General features: G+C 65.7%; 27 protein-coding genes. 15 read left to right on the top strand and 12 right to left on the bottom strand.

Annotated features, from left to right (window positions below; genetic code table 11):
• Positions 1–188 precede the first annotated feature (188 nt).
• From K6T50_RS18175 to K6T50_RS18160, 4 genes are all read left to right on the top strand, one after another.
• Positions 189–1169 carry an endonuclease/exonuclease/phosphatase family protein gene (locus tag K6T50_RS18175; protein WP_222609254.1) on the top strand — a complete coding sequence of 327 codons (981 nt, stop codon included), beginning with the start codon at positions 189–191 and terminating at the stop codon, positions 1167–1169.
• A gap of 356 nt (positions 1170–1525) precedes the next feature.
• Positions 1526–1753 (top strand): DUF7385 family protein, encoded by a 228-nt coding sequence (locus K6T50_RS18170; protein WP_222609253.1) that lies wholly within the window; start codon positions 1526–1528, stop codon positions 1751–1753.
• A 112-nt stretch (positions 1754–1865) separates the two neighbouring features.
• Positions 1866–2588, top strand: a complete 723-nt coding sequence (locus K6T50_RS18165) for a profilin-fold protein (RefSeq protein WP_222609252.1) — start codon at positions 1866–1868, stop codon at positions 2586–2588.
• Positions 2589–2793: 205 nt separating this feature from the next.
• Positions 2794–4050 carry a hypothetical protein gene (locus tag K6T50_RS18160; protein WP_222609251.1) on the top strand — a complete coding sequence of 419 codons (1257 nt, stop codon included), beginning with the start codon at positions 2794–2796 and terminating at the stop codon, positions 4048–4050.
• Between the two features lie 9 nt (positions 4051–4059).
• Here K6T50_RS18160 and K6T50_RS18155 read toward each other — a convergent pair whose 3' ends face one another.
• The 5 genes from K6T50_RS18155 to K6T50_RS18135 form a co-directional block, all read right to left on the bottom strand.
• Positions 4060–5070: an aldo/keto reductase gene (locus K6T50_RS18155; RefSeq protein WP_222609250.1), complete on the bottom strand. Its 1011-nt coding sequence runs from the start codon at positions 5068–5070 to the stop codon at positions 4060–4062.
• Positions 5071–5654: 584 nt separating this feature from the next.
• On the bottom strand, positions 5655–6332 hold the full coding sequence (locus K6T50_RS18150; RefSeq protein WP_222609249.1) for a helix-turn-helix domain-containing protein: 678 nt from the start codon (positions 6330–6332) through the stop codon (positions 5655–5657).
• Between the two features lie 167 nt (positions 6333–6499).
• Positions 6500–7435: an alpha/beta hydrolase gene (locus K6T50_RS18145; RefSeq protein ID WP_222609248.1), complete on the bottom strand. Its 936-nt coding sequence runs from the start codon at positions 7433–7435 to the stop codon at positions 6500–6502.
• A gap of 422 nt (positions 7436–7857) precedes the next feature.
• Positions 7858–8244 (bottom strand): PIN domain-containing protein, encoded by a 387-nt coding sequence (locus K6T50_RS18140; RefSeq protein WP_222609247.1) that lies wholly within the window; start codon positions 8242–8244, stop codon positions 7858–7860.
• On the bottom strand, positions 8241–8474 hold the full coding sequence (locus K6T50_RS18135; RefSeq protein ID WP_222609246.1) for an antitoxin VapB family protein: 234 nt from the start codon (positions 8472–8474) through the stop codon (positions 8241–8243). Before K6T50_RS18135 ends, K6T50_RS18140 begins: the two co-directional genes overlap by 4 nt.
• 956 nt (positions 8475–9430) lie before the next feature.
• Here K6T50_RS18135 and K6T50_RS18130 point away from each other — a divergent pair.
• Together K6T50_RS18130 and K6T50_RS18125 are read left to right on the top strand one after the other, a co-directional pair.
• Positions 9431–9832, top strand: a complete 402-nt coding sequence (locus tag K6T50_RS18130) for a hypothetical protein (RefSeq protein WP_222609573.1) — start codon at positions 9431–9433, stop codon at positions 9830–9832.
• A gap of 211 nt (positions 9833–10043) precedes the next feature.
• Positions 10044–10280: a HalOD1 output domain-containing protein gene (locus tag K6T50_RS18125; RefSeq protein ID WP_222609245.1), complete on the top strand. Its 237-nt coding sequence runs from the start codon at positions 10044–10046 to the stop codon at positions 10278–10280.
• 184 nt (positions 10281–10464) lie between these two features.
• On the opposite strand, the gene K6T50_RS18120 is transcribed toward K6T50_RS18125, so the two are convergent.
• Positions 10465–11610: a tyrosine-type recombinase/integrase gene (locus tag K6T50_RS18120; RefSeq protein ID WP_222609244.1), complete on the bottom strand. Its 1146-nt coding sequence runs from the start codon at positions 11608–11610 to the stop codon at positions 10465–10467.
• A gap of 232 nt (positions 11611–11842) precedes the next feature.
• Between K6T50_RS18120 and K6T50_RS18115 the strand changes: the two genes are divergently transcribed.
• Entirely contained in the window at positions 11843–12049 is a 207-nt protein-coding gene (locus tag K6T50_RS18115; RefSeq protein WP_222609243.1) for a HalOD1 output domain-containing protein, read from the top strand.
• 205 nt (positions 12050–12254) lie between these two features.
• Complete coding sequence (locus tag K6T50_RS18110) at positions 12255–12971, top strand: hypothetical protein (RefSeq protein ID WP_222609572.1); 717 nt, start codon at positions 12255–12257, stop codon at positions 12969–12971.
• Between the two features lie 47 nt (positions 12972–13018).
• On the opposite strand, the gene K6T50_RS18105 is transcribed toward K6T50_RS18110, so the two are convergent.
• The 4 genes from K6T50_RS18105 to K6T50_RS18090 form a co-directional block, all read right to left on the bottom strand.
• Complete coding sequence (locus tag K6T50_RS18105) at positions 13019–14023, bottom strand: ring-cleaving dioxygenase (RefSeq protein WP_222609242.1); 1005 nt, start codon at positions 14021–14023, stop codon at positions 13019–13021.
• A gap of 103 nt (positions 14024–14126) precedes the next feature.
• Positions 14127–14858: a competence/damage-inducible protein A gene (locus tag K6T50_RS18100; protein WP_222609241.1), complete on the bottom strand. Its 732-nt coding sequence runs from the start codon at positions 14856–14858 to the stop codon at positions 14127–14129.
• 137 nt (positions 14859–14995) lie between these two features.
• The gene (locus K6T50_RS18095) at positions 14996–15343 is read right to left on the bottom strand and encodes a HalOD1 output domain-containing protein (RefSeq protein ID WP_222609240.1); all 348 of its coding nucleotides are present in this window, start codon (positions 15341–15343) and stop codon (positions 14996–14998) included.
• Entirely contained in the window at positions 15336–15767 is a 432-nt protein-coding gene (locus K6T50_RS18090; RefSeq protein WP_222609239.1) for a DUF7344 domain-containing protein, read from the bottom strand. Before K6T50_RS18090 ends, K6T50_RS18095 begins: the two co-directional genes overlap by 8 nt.
• Positions 15768–15916: 149 nt before the next feature.
• Here K6T50_RS18090 and K6T50_RS18085 point away from each other — a divergent pair, with 149 nt between their 5' ends.
• Entirely contained in the window at positions 15917–16183 is a 267-nt protein-coding gene (locus tag K6T50_RS18085; RefSeq protein WP_222609238.1) for a DUF7542 family protein, read from the top strand.
• 43 nt (positions 16184–16226) lie between these two features.
• Here K6T50_RS18085 and K6T50_RS18080 read toward each other — a convergent pair whose 3' ends face one another.
• Positions 16227–16889, bottom strand: a complete 663-nt coding sequence (locus K6T50_RS18080; RefSeq protein WP_225935463.1) for a nucleotidyltransferase family protein — start codon at positions 16887–16889, stop codon at positions 16227–16229.
• Positions 16886–18091, bottom strand: coding sequence for a molybdopterin molybdotransferase MoeA (locus K6T50_RS18075; RefSeq protein WP_225935462.1), 1206 nt, complete (start codon positions 18089–18091; stop codon positions 16886–16888). Before K6T50_RS18075 ends, K6T50_RS18080 begins: the two co-directional genes overlap by 4 nt.
• A gap of 236 nt (positions 18092–18327) precedes the next feature.
• On the opposite strand from K6T50_RS18075, the gene K6T50_RS18070 reads away from it, so the two are divergent.
• From K6T50_RS18070 to K6T50_RS18045, 6 genes are all read left to right on the top strand, one after another.
• Positions 18328–18975, top strand: coding sequence for an SRPBCC family protein (locus K6T50_RS18070; protein WP_222609236.1), 648 nt, complete (start codon positions 18328–18330; stop codon positions 18973–18975).
• Positions 18972–19598 (top strand): (2Fe-2S)-binding protein, encoded by a 627-nt coding sequence (locus K6T50_RS18065; protein WP_222609235.1) that lies wholly within the window; start codon positions 18972–18974, stop codon positions 19596–19598. The genes K6T50_RS18070 and K6T50_RS18065 overlap by 4 nt, the downstream gene beginning before the upstream one ends.
• Positions 19595–22075 carry a xanthine dehydrogenase family protein molybdopterin-binding subunit gene (locus K6T50_RS18060; protein WP_222609234.1) on the top strand — a complete coding sequence of 827 codons (2481 nt, stop codon included), beginning with the start codon at positions 19595–19597 and terminating at the stop codon, positions 22073–22075. The genes K6T50_RS18065 and K6T50_RS18060 overlap by 4 nt, the downstream gene beginning before the upstream one ends.
• Entirely contained in the window at positions 22075–22962 is an 888-nt protein-coding gene (locus K6T50_RS18055; protein WP_222609233.1) for an FAD binding domain-containing protein, read from the top strand. Before K6T50_RS18060 ends, K6T50_RS18055 begins: the two co-directional genes overlap by 1 nt.
• Positions 22963–23055: 93 nt before the next feature.
• Positions 23056–23973, top strand: coding sequence for an AAA family ATPase (locus K6T50_RS18050; RefSeq protein WP_222609232.1), 918 nt, complete (start codon positions 23056–23058; stop codon positions 23971–23973).
• Entirely contained in the window at positions 23970–25367 is a 1398-nt protein-coding gene (locus tag K6T50_RS18045; RefSeq protein ID WP_225935461.1) for a VWA domain-containing protein, read from the top strand. Before K6T50_RS18050 ends, K6T50_RS18045 begins: the two co-directional genes overlap by 4 nt.
• Position 25368 lies beyond the last annotated feature (1 nt).

The following is a 25368-nucleotide window of genomic DNA, read 5'->3' as shown; positions in this document are numbered from 1 at the left end:
TACTTCCGTATAACGAAACCATTCGGTGGCGAGCGACCGGTATGGGTGCATACGAGACTGGCGAATCAGCGTCGGGTCCCCACCGTCGGACCGTCCTTCGGGGACTGGCGGGGGCGGTAGGGGCGACCCTCGCGGGGAGCAGCCCGACGGTTGGGCGGGCGGCGACGCCATCGGAGCCGACGGCGACGGTGTTGACACAGAACGTCTATCTCGGCCTCGATTTCTCGCGGCTGCTCGGCGCCCGTTCGTACGGGGAGCTTCGCCGTACAGTCGGGCGCTTCCTGTCCGAGGTCGAGTCCGCGGAGTATCGAGCACGGGCTGACGCCGTCAGCGCGGCGGTGGAAGCAGCGGACGCCGACGTTGTCGCGCTCCAGGAGGCGTCCCTGTTCAGGAAACAGGAACCCGGCGACTTCGCATCGATGGGCGCAGAGAGCGCGGACACCGTGGTCGTCGACATCCTCGCGGAGGTGGAGCGGGCACTGGAGGCGCGGGGGCTCCGATACGAACGCGCGGCGGTGACGGCTACCTCGGACGCGGAACTCCCCGCCGAGACCGACGACGGGCCGGTCGACCTGCGCGTCACCGACAGGAACGCGCTCCTCGTGCGGGCCGGCGTCGACGTCGACGGCGTCGTCACGAACTCGTACGAGGCGGACCTTGCGCTCCCGGTTCCGGGAACCGATCAGGAGGTCGCGCTCCGTCGGGGGTACGCGCGGGCGGACATCGCGACCGACGAAGTCGAATTCACCGCCGTCTCGACGCACTTGGAGTCGGTGTCGTCGTTTCTGCGCGTCGTGCAGGCGCGAGAGCTGCTCGATGACCTCCGGGGGACGAACCCCGTCGTCCTCTGTGGCGACCTCAACAGCGGCCCGGAGTACGATCCGGCCGCCTACCGGGTGCTCACCGAACGCTTCACCGACTCCTACGACCGGGTCAAACCCCGGTCGAAGGGGAACACGTGCTGTCAGTCGCCGGACCTCCGCAACGACCGGTCGCAATTGAGTCGGCGGATCGACGCCGTCCTCCGCCGTGGCGCTCTCCGGGCCACGGACGCCCGCCGGGTGAACCACAAGCGGAGCGACCGCCTCGAGGTCGACGGCGACGATGGGAGGGTCTCGATGTGGCCCTCGGATCACGCCGGGATCGTGGCGACGTTCGAGGCGACGTGAAACCCGCAGATGCGGTGAGAGGACCGGACACCGATCACGTTGTCGCGCACCGTCTGGGACTACCAACGAAATACGCGCTGGGCGCTGCCGGTGGCGCGTGACCGACTGAAGCGACCATCGCGGGTACGACCGTCTCTTCGGTGACGACGATCTGACGTTCGGCGCGGGGTACCCGCTGACGGGGGGATAGAGAGGAGCGACCCGTCGTCGAGACCCTCGTCTCGCCGACGGACGGGGACGACCCAGGGGCGTCGCTGACGCGGTTCGCCGAGACGGTGATCGACCGGGTGTGACCGGAGCGATTCCGGGCCTGTCGGTTCCTGATGATTAATTAGGTGTGACCCGCATCGGGAGGCATGGACATCGACACGGAAGAGCTACTCACGTCGCTGACCAAGCGCGAGGACAACGCGGCGATCAAGTCCTACCAGAACACCGTCGCGGTCGCGTGTCCCGCGTGCGAGAAACCGTTCGACGACCTCGTCGTCTGCAAGCAGAACCCCACGAGCCTGGACCTCTCGAAGCAGTTGGACTTGTGCGTCGGCGTCGACGACGGACAGGCGTACATCTTCACGCACAGCTAGACGCCCACCCACGTCGAACAAGCCTGACCCTGACGACGACAGATCGGCACACGCGATCGGCACACCCGATGGATACCGCGACGGTTATGCCCCGGCGGCGTCTCCCATCGCTGTGACTGATTGGCCCCCGGTCGACCCGACTGACGCGGACGCTGTCCCCGACCGACGCGACCAGATCGTCGAGGCTGTCCGCGACCACGCCGGCCGAATCGCCTACCAACTGGCGCTGCTGCAGGGCGGCGACTACGGTAGCCGCGATGTCGACACCGACCGCGGTACCTGGACGGTGAAGTACGAGGGTGGCGACCTGGAGTACCTTCGATTCTCTCCGAAGAGCGGGTCGGACGTGTACGTGATCTCGACGAAGCGCGATCCGGAACCCGGGCCGCTGGCGACGGCGTTGGCCGACTACGACGCGTTCGTCCGCGGGTTCAACGCGTACGTCGACTCGCTGAAGGGCGTCCTCGACGACGTGTCCACCGAGTTCCCGGAGGCGACGACTACGGAGACGGTCGTCGCCGAGCGAGACCGCGTGCTCGACGCCGTCCGCGACGCCTGTGACCGGATGGCCGGCGAACTGCACCGTTATGAGGGCGGCGACTACGGCACCTACGCCGCCCGCGTCGACGGGACCCGATGGGAGCTGAAGTGGGAGCGCGACGGCGTCTCGTACCTCCGCGCGGGCGGCAGCGGCGGCGTGTACCTCCTCTCGCAGTACGAGGCGCCCTCGGCGGCCGACGTTCGTCAGTACGCACCACAGTTCCGCGGCTTCGTGGAGGCGTACAACGATCACGTCGAAACGCTGGAATCCGACCTCGCGGGCGTCGAACTATAGGATAGAATACATAACCGCTATGGTCCGGTCCGTCGTTGATGGTACCGTGAGGAGCGCAGTACCACGCAGGACCGCGCTCCGATCGATCGCGGCGATCGTCGGTGGCGGGCTCGCGACCAGCGGCGTCTCGGGTCACCGTCGGCAACGCGATCGGTTCGAGCCGGAGCGGCATGGCTTCGGCTTTCGCAACTGGGGAGCGCGTTCGATGTACTTCGAGCCGCCGCCGGACCCGTCGCCGGCGGAGGTCCGCGAGCGGGTCCGTGAGCAGTGGCACGACCGAGCCCAAAGGTCGCTTGGAGTCGACACGACGGGATTGCCGAGCGGGGTCGTCGACGCGATCGCAACCCAGATTCGGGCGGCTGTGACTCAGCGAGCAGGGACGAACGGCCACTGTTACGGCATGGTGTTGAGCGCGCAGGCGTACTTCGAGGACCCGGAGTCGATCCCCGTCGACGAGGAGATCGCCAGCGAGATCGCGGGTCCGACGGTCCCGTTCGAGTCGCCCGACGCACCGGTGTACGAGGAGATCGTCCGACGCCAGGCGGACCAGTTCCTGCGGTTCCGACCGTGGCTCGCCCGGCGGGCAATCCTCCGGCCCGAGTGGCTCGATCAGACCGCGGTGATCGACGACGTACGGTCGGTTGTCGAGGCGACGGGGTCGGCGTCAGTCGTACTGTTCGGCGACTCGCTGCTCGCACACCAGGTGCTCGTCCACCGTGTTGAGCGGCGCGACGGCGGCGTAGAGCTGGGACTGTACGACCCGAACCGGTCGGCGGGCGGACACCGACGGAATCCGCCGACGATCAGGTTCGACCGCGAGGAGGATCGTCTCAGAATGCGGCCGTATGACGATTTCACGGGGCTGTTGTACACCCGCTACGACCAGATCGAGCAGGCGAGCGACCGTGCCCGCGCAGGTCCGCTCGACCACTTGGCCGTCGACGCCGACCGCCTGCGCGACGAGCTCCTCCCGGTCGCTCAGGTCGCCGTCGACTCGACGGACGTGGCGCTGTCGGTCATCGAACCCTCCGGGGATCGGTCCCGTCGGATCCGGGGTCGGTTCGACGACCGGTCGCGAGGCTCCGCTCCGCGACTCCGGACGTGTTACGGGGCCGACAGCGGCAGTTACCGGATCCGGCTCCTCGCTACCGCGGACACGACCTACGAACTTCGCACGGTCGTTGCGGGCGCCGATCGGACGCGGCTGGAGGCGATCCGCTCGGGTGCGATGGACGCCGGTGGGGTCCGCGAGTACGCATTGACCGTCGGGGCGCCGACAGAAACGGCGGTTCAGCGCGTCGATCTCGGCCGAAAGAGCGGATCGAACGGGCGGCTGACCAGTCCGCTCGTCGCCGCGGGCGTCGGTGCGGTCGCGGGCGCGGCCATCGGTGGCGGCGCGGTCGCGCTCGGTCGGCGCGGCGGCGGGAACTCCGAGAAGTCGTTAAACGAGCGTGACCGGTGACGGCGCCGGTCAGAGTCCGGTGTAGGGGCCGCCCTTCGACTCTGTGAGCCGGTCGACCTGTTCTTCCGAGAGGTCAATCGTCGCGGCCGCGAGGTTCTCCTCCAACTGCTCGGTCGTTCGGGCGCCGACTATCGGGGCGCTCACGCCGTCGCGGTGCATCAGCCAGGCGAGCGCGGTCTGGGCGGGCGAGGCGTCGACCTCGTCGGCAACCGCGTCGAGTTCGTCGTGCACGTCGAAGTTCTCCTCGGTGAGGTACGCGTCGGCGAAGCGGCTCGACTCGGCGACGCGTGACTCGCCGGTCAGCCCGTCCTCGCGGTCGTACTTCCCGGTGAGGAAGCCCTGCCCAAGCGGGCTCCACGGACACACCGCGAGATCCTCGTGGCGGGCCATCTCCAGGTAATCCCCCTCGATCTCGCGGTCGACGAGGTTGTAGCGAGGCTGGAGCACGGTAAACGGCTCCCAGCCTTCGTTGCGGGCGATCTCGTTGGCCTGCGCCACCTTCCACGCATTGGGTCGCAGCGTCGAGGCGCCCAGGTAGTGGACCTTCCCGTCCTCGACGAGGCCGTTGAGCGTCTTCATCAGCTCGCGGGCGTCCGTCTGGTCGTCCCAGCGGTGGATGTACAGCACGTCGACGTAGTCGGTTCCGAGGCGGTCGAGCAGCGCGTCGATCCGGTGGCGGATGTTCTTGCGGTTCGTGCCGCGGCTGTTGGGGTCGCCGTCACGGATCTGCCAGAAGATCTTCGAGGCGATGGTGTAGCGTTCGCGGTCGCGGTCGGCGAGCCAGTCGCCGATCCAGCGCTCGCTTTCGCCGCCGCCGTACACGTCGGCGGTGTCGATGTATCGGCCGCCCGCCTCGGCGTACGCATCGAGCAGCTTGTGGGCCCGCTTCTCACCGATCTCGACGTTGCCTTCCTCGGTCTCCTTGCCGAAGCGCCAGGTGCCGAACTGCAGTTCGCTCGTCTGGATGCCGGTACCGCCGAGCTGCACGAACTCCAGGTCAATGTCCGCGAGGTCAGTCATCGAGTGCGCGTTCGTCGCTTCGAGTGAAAAGGGTTCAGCATGCGGAACGAGACGAGGGAGGATCAGCCGCGTAGTCATCCGTGGCTAATTCGCGTAATATCCCAACGCTCGGGAATCCTCGTCCTTCAGGGGGGAGGATGTCAATTGGATGGATTCGATGACTGTGACGATAGAACCGCACCGATCCCTCGGGTTCTTCTATCGAGTGTGAGACTCGGGATCAGTGCTTGGAGTATGAGGCGGACGACAACGGTAACTGCTATCATCGCAACACCGAAGCCGAGAGTAAACGCGACCGGGCGTCGCTCAACGAGTGTTGTCATAGCAGAACAGTCGCCTCGCCAGTACATATAGATAGATTGACCTGATTGTCGTGGATGTGTATCTTATCTCATCGACATGACTTCTCCTCCAGACGCTGTCGGACCAACTGTGACGGTCGTTGTACAGTGGATTCCTGGTGTAACCAAGTCTTTGGACCGGTGGATACGCAGTTGCGACTTACCAGTCATTCTTCTTTGGACCGTTATGGGAAGAAGGGCAGTCATCGATAGATACAGGGCACGCACTTACCGTAGTAAGCACTAGACTGAAAGCGTGTTTAACTGGCCGTTTGTGCCAAGCGAAGCGGAGAGAAGTTCGCGTTCCCCACGGCGGAGGAGGCTTGACATTGCAGGTTGAGAAATATCGAGTTCCTCGGCGAGTTCTTGAGCCGTGACTTTCCGTGGACTCTCGTAGTATCCGCGAGAGAGCGCAAGAGAGAGTGCTTCTCGCTGTCGGTCTGTCAAACCACTCTCTGCGATGCCATCGGATACCGATGGGCCGGAGGAAATAGACACAAGTTCAAACGAGATATCATTGTTCTCGCAGCTTTGCCTGAACTCGTTAAACGATTCGTAGTCTCTGAATAGCTTCTTTTCATGCCACTGATTGTCGGTAATCGTTGTGGATTCCAGTTGCGTAGCGTCAATATGCTCAGACTCGAACGCCTCAGATATCGACTCCTCGAGTTCGACTGTGAGTTGGTAGACAGTCCCGTCGCTTGTATCTCCGAGTAACGTGGTCTCTAGAATTTCATCCAGAGCAGAGAGATTCTCTGGTGAAACATCATCATCTGGGTCGATCCGTACTGTAAACGTCCGTACGTCTGACTGAAGACAGAGTGCGTGAACGCATTCTATTTCGTCGGGTTCCAGTGTGTCCGGAATACTGACGAGCGGGAGCAACGGCGAGTCGATGATGAATTCAGTGACGATGTTCATTGTTTCCTCCTACGATCTACGGCCGCTTAAAATTCTGGAGAGACAGTCTGAAAGCGGCGAAATCACCGCACACTTAAGGGAAATTGCGTTCGTGGTGTCGATTGCGAACCGAAATCGGATCACGGCCTAGTTATCTGGCCGAGATCTGCGCGCTTGCGTCTGTCCTCTCAGGCGTTGGTCAGATGCTGATTGAAGAACTCGGTCAGCTGCTCAACTGCCGGGGAGACGTACTCATCCTTGTCATAGAGATCAACGTGCGTCGCACCCTCGATCGTGAAGAGTTCGGCGTTCTCGCCGGCTTGGTTGATCGCGTCTTCACTGTGGGGCAGCGTAGATGCTTCAGTGCCGGCGATCATCAGAAGGGGTCGTGGAGCGATCTTGTCGATGTCGGCAAACGCGTCGAACTGATCGAGCAGATCGGCGCTGCGGGCTACCCACTTGTTGGTCGCACGGGGGTGGTGTCCCCGGGGTGTCTTGTAGTAGTCGACAAACTCACGGACGGTCTGCGGAGTCGAGTCATCCACTTCCTCCGGTTCCGGCAATGCACTGACCAACTTGGCGGGGAAGCCGACGGCCTCCTCGCTACGCAACGCTCCCGCCTGTTGGACCATTTTCTGGAAGGCTTCGGGATCAGGCTCTCGGAAGTATCGCGCAAGGTCCACTGCGCTGACGGTTGCCACAGCCTTCATCCGGTGGTCAGTCTGTGCGGCGAACGGGACGTATCCGCCCGATCCGCAGACCCCGAGCACCCCGATCCGCTCGGGTTCGACTTCCTCGCGGGTCGTTAGGTACGATACGGCACTGCGGAAGTCTTCGGCGCGCTGGAACGGATCTTCCAGGCCGTGGGGCTCACCCTCGCTTTCGCCTTGGTAGGCTGCATCGAACGTGAGCACGATGAATCCCTGTTCGACCAGCCGCTGGGCGTAGAGGGCCGGTGACTGTTCTTTGACAGCGGTCGTTTGATGCCCGATCACGATGGCCGGCGACGGCGTCGAAGATGGATTGTCCGGAGTGTAGAGGTGCCCGGCAAGCGTCAGGCCCTTGCTCGGGAATTGGACGCTCTCGATCTGTTCTTCTAGTTCAGTTGGGTTGTCAACTGACATCAACAGAAGCGAGGGCAGGGATCTGCTTGCATTTAGTGTTATACTAAAAATGCGTTTAAATACTACCGCCCATTGCAGCGGTGAATCCTCGACGATCACGATAGCGGACCGCAACAAGTAAACAATCAAGTGGATCTGTTACTGGACCGGTGATGAATGCCGGTACACACCGGCGAATCGATGTTGACGCAGAGCCAACTCCGAAATGAGTGAGCGCCTGCAAGAGTAGAGGAACGGGTCTTCGGTATCGTCGAGGATTCCGAAGACCCATCCTTCCTGTGTATCTATCGACGGGATCGTCTATCTTCAGCTATCTTCAGCCGTGAGTCCCGTGAGCGAGACGCAGCAGCTATCTAACGCGTTTTCCAGAGTTGTATCTCTGTAAAATAAGCCAGCGCCACGTTCCGACTGAGAGGAGTAGTTCAGTAGGATTCGACGGGCACGCCGTGGCGTTCAAAATCGTCGACGTTTCGCGTAACGACTACCTCACCTTCCACTTCGGTGGTTGCCGCGATCACCGCGTCGCCCTTCTTGCGCTTGTACTTCGACGGGTCCAGACGACCGATCATCCGACCTGCCTCCTCAGCGATCTGCGGGTCCATATCCACACGTGGAACTCCTTGCAGAATGCGACGTATCTCACGCTCTTCCTCCTCCCCAGCGTACGCTTCGATGCCGATGTACAGCTCCGTTAGTGTCATAGTAGAGAGCTTCAAAACGGCACCGTTCGTCTCCAACTCGTCCAGTTTCTCGTGTGCCTCCGGGAGGTTGTCCATCAAGTCGAGAATAAACGCGGTATCGAGGATCATTCGAAGCGCTCGGCGACCGCTTCGACCTCTTCAGCGTCGTCGTCCTCGACTGCCTCGATCTCCTCGCGCATCGTATCGACGGTATCGCTATCGAGGATTCCCCCGAGATCTCGCAGTGACGGCCCCCCGATCAGCCGGTCGATAGCTTCCGAAAACGTCTCGTCGTCCCGTTTGTGGGCCTTGATCCGATTATACACGTCCTCATCCAGCCGAACTGGCTTGGTGCTCATGCGTATACGTTCGTATACTACGCGTTTGAATCTTCTGCCGAGTCGAACAACGCCAGTTCAAGAAGATACCCAGTCGTATGTCCAATCGACCGGGAGGGGTCTACAGGCGGAGCAGGCCGAGTGCCTCGGGGCTTGACGAGGGTGAAGGCCGTACGATTATTACACGAGCCACTGTATCGACGGGTACAGTTGTGACGTGGGGTAAAGACCTTAATCCGAAGCAACTGCCGGCAGTTGCGAGGAAATGCAACACCTCTCAACACCCTCCTACGGCAGGTGAGACGGGTGTTGTCGGGCGGGGTGGAGCCGTCGACCCTCACGGACGCACCGGGCGTTCGGGTGTGAATTCCAGCCAACCCATCTCGGGAAAGTCGAGGGGAATTAAATTCGCCTGTGACGGCACGGCATTTTGGGACGTGCGGTCAAGACGGTGAAGCCGCGGGGCTTGTCCCCGCGGTACTTCACGAATTAGCATCCCGAAGATGTGGGAACCGGACAGTAACTATATTGCCACAGTGACTGCAGTTTGAGTTGAAGCGGTCTCATGGAGGGATTCCCGAATGACACAATCTTGGCGGACGTTGATTCCGTGGAGGAATCGTACGGAGGTCTATTGGGAATGCCGCAGGTGTGGTACCACTGTCGATGGAGCCACCGATGAGTGTCCGACGTGCGGATCCGCACAGATCGCTCGGTACGAGATGTCCTGACAGCAGACCGTTCGATTCAGAGGACGCGGTAGCAGGGGTACAAAACGACCCGCCCGACTCGCTTCAAGCCGACATCGTGCTGCATATGCAGCAGGCAATTCCCATCGCCGGGGGATGACCGATTCAGGTGAAGAACTCACCTTTCGGTGCTGTCTGTACGTCGACGGTATTGTCCACCCTGTCTGTCACCCCTTTCATCAGAAAACTATCCTGTTTACATTCTGGCTCGAGTACGTTCCCAGCGAAATGGCGGAAGCACATCACAAGAACGGTGAACAAGTCAGCGAGAACTGGGACACCGTTTTCAACGCACTCTCGGCGGAGCCACGCCGCCAACTCATTGTTTCTCTTTTGGATGCGGGACCCGATCGCTCGGTTCCGTTGCCCGAGAGCGCAGTGATGCCCAACGTCCCACCCGACCCCGAGACGTTTCGTCATGAATTACATCACGTCCATTTGCCGAAGTTAGCGGATGAGGGGTTCGTCACTTGGGAGACAGAGCCGTTTGTTGCCTCACGTGGTTCCGAGTTCGAACAGGTAGCGGTAGTTTTCGAAGCACTCCACAAGGAAGCGACCGATATTCCCAATTCGTTAGTGTTCGGGTGCCAACGGCTTGAGCAGGAGCGACAGAACAGTATCGGTCTCTGATAGCCCCCGGTGACAACTCACACGGTGAGTTCGCAGTACCTTCATATCGCCTAATACACCTGCTCACTGATAAATCGAAGAACAGTGGATTACTGAATACAGAGGATGGAGTCAGCACGAAGTTCGTTTGTGGTATCTCTCTCAAAATCAACCATAGATACGTATACAATGATTCATAATGGCTATCAATTGGCAAAGAGATAGAAATTTGATGGATCAATCTCTCGTTGTTGAGGTCGTTGAGGCGATTGCTCACGCAAAAGGTGCCGACCGTGATGAAGTCGATAGACCCCTTCAGGAGTTTATCGACGTAGATGCGATTCAGTTGTTGGCCTCCCATGACTCCGCGTCGTGGACACTATCGTTTGAACTCCCCAATCACAATGTAACAATCACAAGTGATGGACTCGTTCTCGTTGACGGTGCCCGAGAAAATATTTGGGCGTAACCTCCCAATCGGTCTCTGAGTATCCGGTATGTGCAGATACGCCCGCTCTACTGGGCGAGGCGATCCGACTGAATCTGAAACGAACTCCGTGCAAAATTCGCATCAGCCACGTACCGGCTGTTGTACTAGAATCTCTGTCAAACTAATACAATTTCACTAGCGTCGTCGAACTCGAATACGGTTCCTACGAGTCGAGCGCGTCCTCGGCGGCCTCCCGCAGGCGCCCGACGTTGTCGTCGCGGTAACTCGCGTGCGTCGTCTCGACCGACTGGTGACGGAGCACCTCCTGTGCCAACTCCGCGCTGGTGTCGTACAGTTCGTCGCCGAGGCCGCGCCGCGCGCCGTGCGGGAGCAGCGTCTCGCCGTCCTCCGTGATACCGCTCTCGGTCGACAGGCGTTTCAGGAGGCTCCGCGCGCCGGCCGTCGAGATCGCCGGCGGGACCAGATCGTGCTCGTGCAGGAGATCCCACACGGTCTCCTTCGTGGGTTCGGCGTCGACGCCCTCGGCTTCTCGGACGACCCGATACAGGCTCGGGAGGTGGCTCGTGGCGAACACCGGCCACTCCTCGCTCGGCGGGTCCTGCCGGCGATAATGCGCCCGAAGGCGGTCGACACCGGGTTCGAGCAACGGCGTCCGCTGCCACTCCTGGGTCTTGCCGTACACCCTGAGGGTCCCTTCCTCGAGGTCCACGTGTCGCCACCGGAGCCCCTGGCGACGGTCGTTTTGGGGGTCGCGGAACAGTTCGGCGCCGCGGGCGCCGGAGTATGCGAGCACGGCCACGAGCGCGCGGTCCCGGGTCGCTCGTGCCGGTTCGAGCCAGCCGCGATCGAGTGCGTCCTCGGCGCGCCAGTCCGTCCAGCGGACGATCGCCTCGCGCGTGTCCGCGCTCCAGAACTGCTCGCGGTCGTCGCCGCGAACGCCGATCGAACGATCGGGGAGCGCGCCGGTCGCGACGGCCGACTTCGCGGGGTTGGACTCGATCGCGTCGCGCTCGAGGAGGAACGTACAGAAGGACCGGACGAGCGCGAAGTACTGGTGGGCCGTCCGTCCGGTGATCCCCGTCCCCGAGTCCTCCTCCCTGGCCCAGGCCCGCCGCGCGAGATGGGAGGCATACGATTCGAGGTGTCCGACCGACAGGTCCGCGGCCGCCTCGGCGCCGCGGTCGCCGACCCTGTCCACGAAGTCGCTGACGACGCGCGCGACCTCGCCACGGTGGCGGCCCGAGTCCCCCTTGCTGACGTGGGCAACGAACGCCGCCAGCGCGTCATCGAGGGACGTGCTCGGTCGAACGTCCGTGGGCACGCCCGTCCGATCTGGCTGCGGACTCATCTATGGAGGCGTAGGCGGTGCCGTCGTCATAACTCTCCCGAACGAGACGCTTTGCTGTCCTTCTGGTGTCCTCACACGCAGGTTTCTCCGGGTCATCGCTGTCCTTCGTTCCCCTCGTGGTGCATGATCCACCTATAGATGTACACGTCCCCGTCGTCCTTCGATTATGGCGGAGTAGCGGGGTCAATACAATAAGATTCTTAATTGTGTAGATCCTTCAACGTATACTCACTTGCCTCCCGAGATCGTTCACGAGATCGTCACGACGATCGCTGACCGTAACGGCGTTCAGCCCGACCAGCTCGAGCCGCCCCTCGCCGCTGTCGTAGACCCCGACGCCCTGACAACGGTTCTCCGTGATACCTCCGGGTACGTCACCTTCGAGTACAACGGATACATCGTCACTGTCGGCGACGACGGCACCGTGACAGTCGAGTAGGAGGGGCCGCCGATCGGGTCAGCAGTCGTTCGATTGGGTAATCACTCGAATGGGCAGTCACTCCAATCGGCAGTCGGTCGAACCGCTCGACGTGCGGACGGTGAGGCGGGACGAACGGCGGACACCATGGGGTACGTTTATGTCGCCGCTTCAACGTCGTCGAACCGACATGTCCACGACTTCGGTTCGAGGAATGGTACGGGGAATGGCACAGCGCGGCAACCCCGCCTTCGCGGTCGCCGTAGTGGCGATCCCGGTGGCAGCCCTCGCGTACGCCGTGACCGGTGCGTCGGTTCAGATACACACCTACGTCCACGTGATGACCGGACTCCTGTGGACGGGCATCGACATCTTCATCGGCGCCGTACTCGGGCCGGTGATCGGCGGACTCGACGAGGAGCAGAGCGCGGCGGTGTTCGAGCGGCTGACGCCGAAGACCGCGTTCCTCCTCCCGGCGCTGGCGTTCACGACGATCGCGGGCGGGATCACGCTCGCACAGCGCATCGACGTGTTCCCCCACGCGGACGTCTGGCTCCCGCTGTTCACTGCCGCGAACGTGATCCCCATCCTCCTGCTGTTCGGCTATCGGATGAACGTCTTCGGTGACCGTCGCTGGCAGGCGGTTTTCGCCGTCGGAACGGTCGGATCGCTGGCGTGGGTCGCGACCACGATCGGAGGCTTCCAGATGACGACGCCCGTGATCGCGGTCGCGCTCGGGATCGTCACGATCCTGTCCGTGCAGGGGTTCGGCTTCCTTCTCCCCGGCGAGATCCGGATGTATAAACAGATGATCTCCGCCGACCCGGATCCGGCGGTCATCTCGGCGATCGGGCAGCAGAACGCGAAGCTGGGGCTCGTGCAGGGACTCTTTCAGCTACTGCTCATCGCGGACATGGTGTACCTCCGCTACGGCGGGTTCTGAGTCCGCGGTTCGTTCGACCGGTTACGGCGGTCTAACGTCCGCCGCCGTCAGTCGTCAGCTTCGCTTTCGGCCGTCTCGGCGGCTTCGGCCCGCGGCACCGTCACGTCCGTGAGCTGTGCTTCGATCTCGTCGCGACGTGCCTCGAATTCGCCCGGCAAGACAAGCCGGCCGCCGAGGTCGTCGAGCGGCTCGTCGCTGTCGTAGCCGGGGTCGCTCGTCGCCAGTTCGAACAGCACGCCGTTGTGCTCGCGGAAGTACACCGAGCGGAACCAGTGACGGTCGATCTGCTGGGTCGGCCGCAGGCCCTCTCCCTGGACGGCCGACCGCATCGCCGACTGGTCGTCGTCGGTCGGCGTCTGGAACGCGACGTGGTGGACGGTTCCGTGTCCCTGTCGGCCCGCTTGAACGGTCGGGAGCACGTCGACGTACTTGCCGACTTCCCCGGCGGCCGCAAAGCGCGTCCGCTCGTCGCCGGGGGTGTCACCCGGCGACTCCTCCGTACCGACCTCCTCCAAGCCCATCGTCCGCAGCAGGTCCATCGTCGAGTCGGGGTTCGCGAGCCACAGCGTCACCGAATGGAAGCCGCGGATGGCGTGATCGGCGGGGACGAATTCGGTCCACGGCACCGTCGGGTCGTCCTCCGGGATATCGACTTCGACCAACTCGACCGGGAGCCCGTCCGGGTCGCGGAAGGGCAGGACCGTCTCGCCGAAGCGGTCGACGCGCTCGTCGTAGTCGACGCCGAACTCGTCGAACCGGTCCTCCCAGTAATCGAGGCTCCCCTCGGGGACGCGGAACGCGGTCCGCGACACCTGGCCGGACCCGACCTTCCCCTGGGAGAGGTTCTCCCACGGGAAGAACGTCATGCTGGTTCCGGGCGTTCCCTCCGCGTCGGCGAAGAAGAAGTGGTACGTGCCGGGGTCGTCCTGGTTGATCGACCGCTTCACGAGTCGCAGGCCGAGCGTCTCGACCCAGAAGTCCATGTTTCGTTGCGGGTCGCCGGCGACACAGGTGACGTGGTGGATGCCCAGTGTGGGCGTGACAGATGCCATTGCCATGACCCACGCGCTGGAGCGACTTGAATACGCGCTGACGCGAATGTAACCGGTCAGGCTTCGACGGGGCGGCGAACTCCCGCCCCGGCCTCGTCGTAAATCACTCCTCGACCGTCTCGACACGCTCGGCGAGCCACTCGAACGCCTCGTCGACGGCGTCGGGGTCGTCGCCGCGGACCGTCAGCCGGTTGTGGCCCTCGGTGTCGGGATAGCTCCCGATCGCGACAGCGAAGCGGTCGCGGGCGCCGTCGAGCGCCCCGACCATCGACCCCTCGGGCTGTGGCGTGTACAGCGTACGAGCCACCTCGTCGCCGGCGAACTCGTCGGCCACGCGGCCGAAGACGGCCCGCACCTCGCTCGGGACGCCCGGCATCGCGTACACGTTCTCCAGGACGAACCCCGGACAGAGTCCGTCGTCGTTCGGGACGTATCGCGCGCCCTCGGGAAGCGACGCCCACGCGGTGACGTCGATATCCAGCTCGTGTGCCTCGACGAGGTCGGGGTTCGCATCGCGGTAGGCGGCGACCGTCTCGAGGACGGCCTCGTGAACCTCCTCGCGAACGGCCAGCTCGCGGTCGAACGCGTCGGCGATGGCGTCGGCAGTCACGTCGTCGTGGGTGCCGCCGAGTCCGCCGGTGACGATCACCGCGTCGTACGCGTCTGTCCACGCACGGACCCGATCCGCGATCGCCGTCCGATCGTCGGGCATCGTGAGGATCCGCCGGACGCGTGCGCCCCGTCGTGATATTTCGTCCGCCAGCCACGAGGCGTTCGTGTTCGTCGTCTCCCCGGCGAGCACCTCGTCACCGACGGTGACGATTGCGACGTTCATCGGACGCGACGAGGTGTCGGGACACCAAAAGCCCGCCGTCGAAATACGGTCGACTGGACGATCGCAGTCGGGCATGCACTCGCGGTCCGATCCTCGGCACCGGTCTATCGCCCGGTCGCGATCCTCGCGCCCGCCCGTCAGTCCGCGTCGTCGATCGGCGCGAACACGCTGACCCACCCGTCGGCCCGAACCTCGACCAGCGAACCGTCGTGACCGAACCTGACGGAGTCGCGGCGGCCCGCGCCGGGGTTCCCGCCGTTCTCGACGAACCGGGTGACCGCATCGATGTCGATGCACTCGTACAGCGGTGGCCCGGGTAACCCGGTGGGGACCACGTCGCCGGCGTCGGCGATCGTCGCCGCGATCACGTTCGAGAGATCGGCGCTCGCCTCCGGATCGTACCGTCGCCGCGCGGTCCGCGTCCACTCCCGATCCCGCCACGTGACTCGCGCCGGCACGTCGGTCGGCGCGCCCGATTCATCCATCCATTCGCCCCCGTTCGACGGCGTCAGAACAGTCCAGGGCGGTCTCGACGGCACCCAGCGCGTCGACGACGGGCCCGAACCGTTCCCCGGGTGAGACGGTCCCCTCCTCACGGTCGAACGAGATGACTTTCATCGACGCCAACTTGGGAACGTGCTGGTGGTAGAGAGCGGTGTACAGCTGTTCGCACCTGTCGACCGACTCCGCGGGACTTGCCAACTGGCGTTCGCTCGCGGCCACGCTCGCCGCGAGTCTCGTCACGTCCTGGTCGCCCTCCTCGGCGAGCATCCGACAGACGACCCGCCGCCGCCTGTCGTTCAGCGCCTCGAACACGAAGTCGGGGCAGACAGTTCGCTGCGGCACCAGCGGCGCCGCCGATTTCCGGGCGAGACTCTCCCCCTCCGAGTCGAACCGGTCTCCCGTCATGGCTCGTACGTTCGGGGACCGATGGATAATTGATGAGATCACTTGCTGTCACGTTACCCTACCCGCCGGCGGAGAGTCCGACGGTCGGCTCGGAGGGAGGTGCGACATCGATGATGTGACTTACAACGACCGACCACGAATGGGGCGGTATGTCGACGGCCGTCCTCGTTCGCTGTGACGAGTGTTCCTACGAGGAGACGTTCGGGTCGCTTCGAGCCGCGCGGACGGCGCTCGACGAGCACGAGCGCGAGACGGCCCACACCGTCGACTGGTACATCGGCGGACTCCCGCCCGGCGTGGAGCGCGCAGGTGACGACGCCGGCGTGTGCGGTCGCGAGGGCTGTGCGAACCCCGACTCGCCGCTGTTGGACCGCGAGGGCGCACGTTCCACGGGCCCCGACGCGACGCGGGAGTAAACTACCCCTGGAGGCGGCGGGATCCGACGGCCCACCCGGTCGGTCACCGGTGATCTCGGAGCGTCGCCTTCGTGTCAATGTCGATCCTCACGCCCCGATCGGCGACGGCGACGAGCGCTGCGTCGTCGCTTCCGATCAAGACCTCCCGACCGCCTACGTCCCCCTCGAGCGCCCGGAGCGCGTCGAAGTGCCGGCGGTCGAACAGCACCGGATTCCCTCGCCGGCCGCGGTACGCAGACGCGAGGGCGTCGCCCGCGCCGGCGACGTACGCGTCGACCAGCGCTCGAACGGTCGACGGGTCGACGAACGGCATGTCGCCCGGGAGGAAGACAGCCGCGTCAACCTGGGCGTCGGCCATCGCGTTCGCACCGGCGCGCACCGAGGCAGACTGCCCCTCCGTGTACTCGGGTGTCGTAACGACCGAGACCGGGCCGGCGTCGACGGCGGCGCCGACGGCCGCCGCCTCGTAACCGGTGACGACGACGACGGGATCGAGACCGCTGTCGACGAGCGTTCCCACCGCATGTCGCACCAACGGCTTCTCGTTGATCTGAGCCAGCAGTTTGTTCTCGTCGCCGAAGCGGCTACTCGTTCCCGCCGCGAGCACGACCCCGCCAACGGTTGGTCGGTCGGCGGTTTCCCGGGCGTCCCCAGACAAACCGAGCTCGTCCGGATCCACGACGGGAAGCTCCGCTCGGTCGGTCACTCTATCACCTCGTACGGCGTGACGGCGACCGGTTCGCCGCGTTCGATGGGCTCTTCGCGGACGGCGAGACCGTCGGCGAGCGTGCACCGCGTGCTCGAGGAGACGCGTCCTGGTCGAAACCGCGTCTCGTACAGAGATGCCGAATCGGTCCCCTGGCCCGCGGGGACGGCCCGCCCGTCGCGCAGGTGGACCGGCACCGCGTACGCACCCGGTCCGTCGGGGAGGTCAACGAAAGAGGCAGCGGTCGCGGACACCGTCGCCGTCCCATGCTCGCCGGTCATCGCCGGGCGTAGCACGAGCGTCGCCGCCTTGTGGGCCGCCAGCGGCTTTCCGGGGAACGCACAGACGAGCGTCCCGTCGACGACGGCCGCCGTGGTCGGGCGTCCTGGGCGGAGCGCGACGGCGTCGAACAGGAGGTCGCCGCCGAGGCGATCGGTGTCGGCCAGCGCCGCGCCGACGTGGTCGCCCGCGCCCACGCTCGTTCCGCCGGCGGTGACGACGAAGTCGAACCGGTCGGCCGCCTCGGCGATCGCGTCGGCGACACGCCCCGCGTCGTCGGGAACCGGATCGAGAACGGCCGGGTCACAGCCCCACCGCCGGAGCACGTTCGCCAGCATCGCCGAGTCGCGGTCGGGCTGTTCGCCCGCCGCGATCTCCGTCCCCGTCGCGAGGACGGCCGCCGAACGTCTCGGGCGGACCGCGACCCGGTCGATCCCCACGTCGGCGAGTAGCGAGGCGTGTCGCGGGGAGAGTCGTTCGCCGGCCTCGAACAGCGTGTCACCGGCTGCGGCGGTCGCCCCGGAGGGAAAGACGTTCGTCCCGGGAGCGGGTGCGTCGGTCGTGAGCGCGCCATCGACGACGGTCGACGCCTCGACCGGCACGACCGCGTCGGCGCCGTCCGGCAACGGGGCGCCGGTCGCGATCCGAACGGCCGCTCCGGCGGTCAGACCCTCCGGATCGTCCTCGGGAGCGACGCCACCCTCGACGGGTCGCGGCTGCGTGTCGTCGCTCGCGAGCGCGAAGCCGTCCATCGTCGCGAACGGTCGCGCCGGAACGTCGGCGGGGGCGACGACGGGTTCGGCGACGGTCCGACCGGCTATCTCGGCGGCGCCGATCTGTGCGGCTGTACCGGCGGGATCGTGTGATCGGAACCACGACCGGAGACGACTCACTGCTGTCTCCCGATCGACCGGGTCACTCATCGGCGTCGCACCCGCGACATCGGGTCCGTCCCCGGTCGTGTTTCCGACACCGACCATGCGATCCCCGGATATTCGGTCGGAATGTTCTCGAATACAGTTTCTCCGTTGCGATGGATGTAATTGATAGTAGGCACATTTTTCCAAACTACCTCATTATTGCAAACACTTATGCTAACATAGTCGCGGTATCATATGTATGTGTCTAACACGCACACGGCGGAGGTAGGGTACAACGGATGAACTTCAACGGCACCTTCGAGTTGGAGGACACGACCGTCGAGGAGGTGTGGCTCGCGCTGTCGGACCCGGTGTTGATCGCCGACTCCCTCCCCGGCTGTGAGTTCCTGTTACACGTCGAGAGCGACGACGTGGACTTCGAGGAGCTCTCCGAGCGGGCGAGCGAGCGCGAGGAGGAACTGACGGGCGACCCGGAGACGATCGCCGAGCGGGCGTTCCGCGAGGGCGAGTGGTACGCCGGGCTGGTACAGGTGAGCGTCGGGCCGGTGAACCCGACCTTCGAGACGGTAGTGCGTATCGACGAGCGCGATCAGCCGCGGATGCACGCCTCCGGAGAGGGAACGTCCGGCGACAGCTCCTTCGAGATGTCCTCCGGCATGGAACTCCACGAGACGGACGACGGCGGCGTCGCCGTCGAGTGGGAGACGGAGGCCGACGTGTTCGGCAAGGTCGCCGGGATGGGCCAGCGCGTCATCAACCCCGTCGCCAACCGCATCGTGAAGCGGTTCTTCTCCGGGGTACAGTCGACGCTGCGCGACCTCCAACTGTCGGACGCGGACACACCCGACCCCGACGAGGACGACGAGGGGGAGGACAGGGGTATCGTCGATCGACTACTCGGGCGGTCTTCCGCCGACTCCTCATGACGGAACACGACATCACACTCACGGTCAACGGCACGGAACACGACCTGACGGTCGAGGCACGGACCCTGCTCGCACACGCGCTGCGCGACGAGCTGGGGTACACGGGAACGAACATCGGCTGCGAGAGCAGCCTCTGTGGCGCATGTACGGTCGAGATGGACGGCGAAGCGGTCAAGTCCTGCACCGCGCTGGCGGTCCAGGCCGACGGCGCCGAGATCACGACCGTCGAAGGACTCTCGGATGGCGGCGAGATGCACGCCATCCAGCGGGCGTTCCAGGAGGAACACGGGCTCCAGTGCGGCTACTGCACGCCCGGCATGATGATGACCTCCGTGGAGATCCTCAAGGAGAACCCGAACCCCACGCGAGAGGAGATCCGCGAGGGGCTGGAGGGGAACCTCTGTCGATGCACCGGCTATCAGAACATCGTCAACGCCGTCCAGAACGCCGCCGAGTCGATGGGATCGGGCGCCGTCGCCGACGGCGGCACCCGAGACGGGGGCGGCAGCGCCGGCGACGGGCCCGCGACCGACGGCGGGACGGTCGTCGACGCCTGCGACGCGCCGGGGGGCTGTGGCTGTGCGGACGAGTTCGACACCGCAGGCGGAGGTGACTCGCGATGAGCATCGAGTCGCTCGACCCCGACGAGGTGACCGCGGCCGACATCCTGGGCTCGGCCATCGAACGACGGGAGGACCCGGCACTCATCACCGGTGACGCGGAGTACACAGACGACATTCAGCTGGCCGATATGGCACACATGTCGGTCGTGCGCAGTCGATACGGCCACGCCCGAATCGAGGGCGTGGACACGAGCGAGGCCGAGGAGATGTCGGGCGTGATCGGCGTGTACACCCACGACGACCTCCACCGCGAGGACACGCCCGGTGGCGGCTCCTTCGAGCTACCGACGGGCTGGCTCCTCCCGAGCCTCAACAACGTCTCTCACCCGATCCTCGCGAAGGACCACGTCCGCTATCAGGGCGACGCCATCGCGGTCGTCGTTGCGGAGGATCGCTACCAGGCGGCCGACGCGGCGAAGGCCGTAGACGTGGACTACGACCGTCTCGACGCGGTGACCAACCCCGACGAGGCGCTCGACGAGGACGCCCCGGAGCTCCACGACGACGCCGAGAGCAACGTCGCGTTCGACTGGGAGATCGGCGACGAGGAGAGGACCGCCGAGGCGTTCGAGTCGGCCGCGCACACCACGAGCATCGACATCACGAACCAACTCGTGATCCCGAACGCGATGGAGCCGCGGGCGGCGGTCGCCGACTACAGCCCGGGGACCGACGAGCTGGACGTGTTCATGACGACGCAGAACCCCCACCTTCACCGCCTGCTCATGTCGGGGGTGATCGGCCACCCCGAGCACAAGCTCAGCATCACGGCGCCGGAGGTCGGCGGCGGGTTCGGCTCGAAGATCCACCACTACGGCGACGAGGCGCTCGTTTCGTGGTGTTCGAAGCTCCTCGAACGCCCGATCAAGTGGACGGCGACGCGCTCGGAGACGTACCTCACGGACGCGCCCGGTCGCGGCCACGAGACAAACGCGGAGATCGCGATGAACGACGAGGGCGACGTGATCGGCCTCCGGGTCGACACTCGCGCCAACCTCGGCGCGTACCTCTCTACGTTCGCGCCTGCGGTGCCGACGTACCTGTACGGCACGCTCCTGTCGGGCCAGTACGACATCCCCGCGATCTACGGCCACGTCACCGGCGCGTTCACGAACGTTCCGCCGGTGGACGCCTACCGCGGCGCCGGCCGCCCGGAGGCGTCGTTCCTCGTCGAGCGGCTGATGAACCGCGCGGCCAACGAGATCGGGATGGACCCGGTGGAGTTCCGGAAGCGGAACTTCGTCCCGGACGACGCGTTCCCCTACGAGACGGAGGTCGCCGTCGTCTACGACAGCGGCGAGTACGAGAAGCCGATGAACGAGGCGCTGGACCTCCTGGATTACGAGAACTTCCGCGAGCGTCAACAGGAGGCACGCGAGGAGGGTCGCTACATCGGGATCGGCTTCTCCTGCTACATCGAAGCCTGTGGGCTCGCACCCTCCGAACTCGCCGGGCAGCTCGGCGCGCAGGCCGGGCTGTGGGAGTCGAGCGTCGTGCGCTTTCACCCATCGGGCACCGTCACCGCCTTCTGTGGCACGTCGGGGCACGGACAGGGCCACTCGACGACGTACGCGCAGATCGTCGCCAACGAGCTCGGTGTCGACTACGACGACGTGGAGATCGTCGAGGGCGACACCGACGAGATCCCCCACGGGATGGGGACGTACGGCTCGCGCTCGGCCGCGGTCGGCGGGAGTTCGCTCGTGATGAGCGCCCGGAAGGTGGTGGACAAGGCGAAAGAGATCGCAGCCCACCAGCTGGAGGCCGACCCCGAGGACATCGAGTTCGCGGAGGGCGAGTTCACAGTCGCCGGCGCGCCCGAGCGCGGCATGACGATCCAGGAGGTCGCGACGCAGTCGTACCTCGCTCACGACATGCCCGAGGACACGGAGCCGGGACTGGAGGCCACGTCCTTCTACGATCCGGACAACTTCGTGTTCCCGTTCGGGACGCACGCCGCGATCGTCGAGGTCGACCCCGAGACCGGCGAGATCTCCTTCGAGAAGTACGTCGCCGTCGACGACGTGGGCAACCAGATCAACCCCAAGATCGTCGAGGGACAGGTCCACGGCGGCATCGCGCAGGGCGTCGGCCAGGCGCTGTACGAGGGTGCCGAGTACGACGACAACGGAACGCTAGTCACGGGGTCGTTGCAGGACTACGCCGTGCCGAAAGCCGAACACATCCCCGAGATGACGACCGAGTCGACCGTCACGCCGAGCCCGCACAACCCGCTCGGGGTGAAAGGCGTCGGCGAGGCCGGCACCATCGCCGCGCCGCAAGCCGTCGTCAACGCGGTCACGGACGCGCTGGAGCCCTTCGGCGTCGAGGGCGTGGAGATGCCGATGACGCCCGAGCGGGTCTGGAAGGCCGTCAACGAGGGCGCGACCGCCGACGGAGGGGAACCCGTCGACGGCGCAGATGCCGACACAATGGACGACCCGGACGCCGACGCGGCCGACGGGGGTGAGCGCTGATGTTCCCCGACGAGTTCGACTACTACGCGGCCGAGAGCGTCCCCGAGGCGCTGGAGTTGCTCGACGAGCACTCGGACGCTGAGACGGAACTGCTCGCGGGCGGACACAGCCTGCTCCCGGCGATGAAAAGCGGGCTATCCAGCCCTGACGTGCTCATCGACGTGAGCGGGATCGACGCGCTCCACGGCGTCTCCGTCGAGGGCGACACGCTGTCGATCGGCGCGATGACGACCTACAGCGACCTGCTCGACGTGGATGCCGCCCACGAACACGCCCCGGCGTTCACCGCCGCGGTGGAGCAGGTCGGCGACGAGCAGGTCAGAAACCGCGGCACCGTCGGCGGCAACCTCGCGCACGCGGACCCGGCCTCCGACCTCCCCGGGGCGGCGCTGGCGTCGGACGCGACCGTCGTCGCCGAGGGGCCGGACGGGGAACGCGAGATCCCGATCGACGACTACTTCTTCGGGATGTACGCCACGGCGCTGGATCCCGGGGAACTCGTCACGCGCGTCGAGATCCCGTCGGCCGCCGACGCGGCGGGGGCGTACGCCAAGAAGCCGTCGCCCTCCTCCGGGTACGCGATGGTCGGCGTCGCCGCGCTCATCGAGACCGACGGTGACACCGTCACCGGCGCGCGCGTCGGCGCAAACGGCGTGCTCGATCACGGCGTCCGGCTGGAACCCGTCGAGGAGGCCCTCGTGGGCTCGACGCTCGACGACGACGCGGTCGAGGTGGCGGCGTCGGTCGCGACCGACGAGGTCGACGAGATGATGATGATGAGCGACCTGCAGGCGTCGGCGGAGTTCCGCGCAACGCTGCTCGAAGCGTACACGAAACGTGCGCTCGCGGCGGCCGCCGACACGGCGACGCCGCGGGCGGCCGACTGACGTGGCTCACCCCGGTCCGCGACCGTGGGCACGCACGCGGGCCGGGGGTCACGCAGCCATCCAGTTCACCATGTATTCCGAACACGATATCAGATGAGCGAGAGACGGCCGACGGTCTTCGCCGACGTGACCGACGAGCGCCTTCGGGGGCTGTTCGACGAACAGTCGTATGTCGCCGAGGACGACGTCGTGACGACCGTGTTGCTCGCGCTCCGGTTGGGCAAGCCGCTCCTCGTGGAGGGAGAGCCCGGCGCGGGCAAGACGGAGTTGGCGAAGGTGCTCGCGGCGGGCTTCGACACCGACCTCGTGCGACTGCAGTGTTACGAGGGGCTGACCGCCGAGAGCGCGCTGTACGAGTGGAACTACACGAAACAACTGCTCGCGGTGCAGTCGGGCGACGACGACGCCTCGGTGTTCGCGGAGGAGTACCTGCTCGAACGGCCGCTGTTGCGCGCGCTGCGTGGCGACGGCGACACGCCGCCGGTCCTGCTGATCGACGAGGTCGACCGGGCCGACGAGGAGTTCGAGGCGCTGCTGTTGGAGGTACTGAGCGACTTTCAGGTGTCCGTGCCCGAACTCGGCACGATCAGCGCGGAGACGCCGCCGGTCGTGATCATCACCTCGAACCGGACCCGGTCGCTGAGCGACGCACTCAAGCGCCGCTGTCTGTTCCTCCACGTCTCGCCGCCGTCCATGGAGAAGGAGCGAGCCATCCTCGAACGGAAGGTGCCCGAGCTGGACGGCGCCGTCGCCGCCGAACTGTGCGCGATGGCCGCGCGCATCCGGGAGGAGCCGCTGCGCAAGCCCCCGGGTGCCGCCGAGACGATCGACTGGGCCCGCGCCGTCGCCGCGCTCCGGAACGACGACACCGAGCCGCTGACGCCCGAGGAGGTCGAGGAGACGCTCGGCTGCCTGCTCAAGGAAGTCGAGGACATCGAGCGCGTCGACGAGTCGCTGCTCGAGACGCTCGTCGAGGCCGCCGCCGACGCTCGAGCGGAGGTGACCACGTGATTCCCGACGACGACGGTGGTTTCGACGGGACCGACGCGGACCGCGTTGACGAGGGTCCGGAGTTCGGTTCGGGGGACACGCCGGCGTTCCGCGCCGCCCGGGACCACGTGCGCGAGGAACTCGTCCGCTTCGTCCGGGCGCTCCGGCGCGCGGGAGTGGCGGTTCCGGCAAACGCGGGGACGACCGCGGCCCGCGCGCTCGTCGAGGTCGGGTTCGACGACGAGGGGACCGCGCGGGCGGCGCTCCGGGCGTGTCTCGTCTCCGACCCCGAGTCGATCGAGACGTTCGACCGTCAGTTTCGCGAGTTCTGGCGTCGGCTCACAGCCGGCCTCAACCCCGCAGGGCCGGCGCCCCGGACGGCGGCGGAGGACGGTCCCGAGGGGGCGCTGGCGCCGATGGGCGAGGGTGCCCCTGCTGAGGACCCGGACGCTGACGCGACCGGGGCGGCCGCGGACACCGCCGGCGACGTGGACCCCGATCCCTCGGCCGTCGCAAGGGCATCGCTCGGAGCGACCGTTTCGGGCGCTGACGGCGACGATGACGACGACGCCGAACGCGTCGATCGCGCGTGGTACAGCCCGACGGGCAGTCCGGATCCGGTGTCGGGCGCCGTCGACGCCGAGCCGGAGGTGGGTGAGGCGGTCGCGGAGTTGACCCGTGGGTTGGAGTCACTTCGCGGTCGCCGGTGGCGCCCCGGCGACGAGCGTGTCGACGTCCGTCGCTCGCTTCGGACGAGCGTCGGGACGGGCGGGACCGTCGTGTCGCTCCCGAAGCGCGAGCGTGTTCCGAACGACGTTCGGGCCGTCTGGCTTGTCGACGTGAGCCGGTCGGTGCTCGACACGGTCGATCGGTCGGTCCTGCTCGCGACGCTCAGGCGCGCAAAGGCCGAATGGCGGCACTGCCGGATCGTCTTCTTCGACGAGACAGCTCGGGAAGTGTCGGCCGCCTTCGACGAGCCCACGCCCGGGGCGGCGCTGGCCGCGCTCGAACGCGCCGAAACCGAGTGGGGCGGCGGGACCCGGATCGGCGCCTCGATCGGCGAGATCCTCGAGACAGCCCCGGAAGCGTTCGACCGACGAACGGTCGTGTTCGTCGTGAGCGACGGGCTGGAGATGGGCGACGCGGACGAACTCTCTCGCGTCCTCGCGACGCTCTCGCGACGGACCGCCGGGATCGTCTGGCTCAACCCGCTGGCGGCGTCGTCGACGTACGAGCCGACAGCGCGCGGGATGTCGCGTGCGCGACCGTTCGTGGACGGGCTGTTCGCGTTCGGCACCGCCGCCGACCTCGTGGAGGTCGGCCGGCAACTCCGTCGCCACGGACTGGGCGGGCGTATCGGCTACGAATACGACCCACGACGGGGGGTCGGGCGGGCCCGTCGAGACACTGCATGAC

It is taken from the genome of Halobaculum magnesiiphilum (assembly GCF_019823105.1).
Lineage (GTDB): Archaea > Halobacteriota > Halobacteria > Halobacteriales > Haloferacaceae > Halobaculum > Halobaculum magnesiiphilum.
The sequence above is the reverse complement of the archived record's forward strand: the minus strand, read 5'-3'. Positions and strand labels throughout refer to the sequence as shown.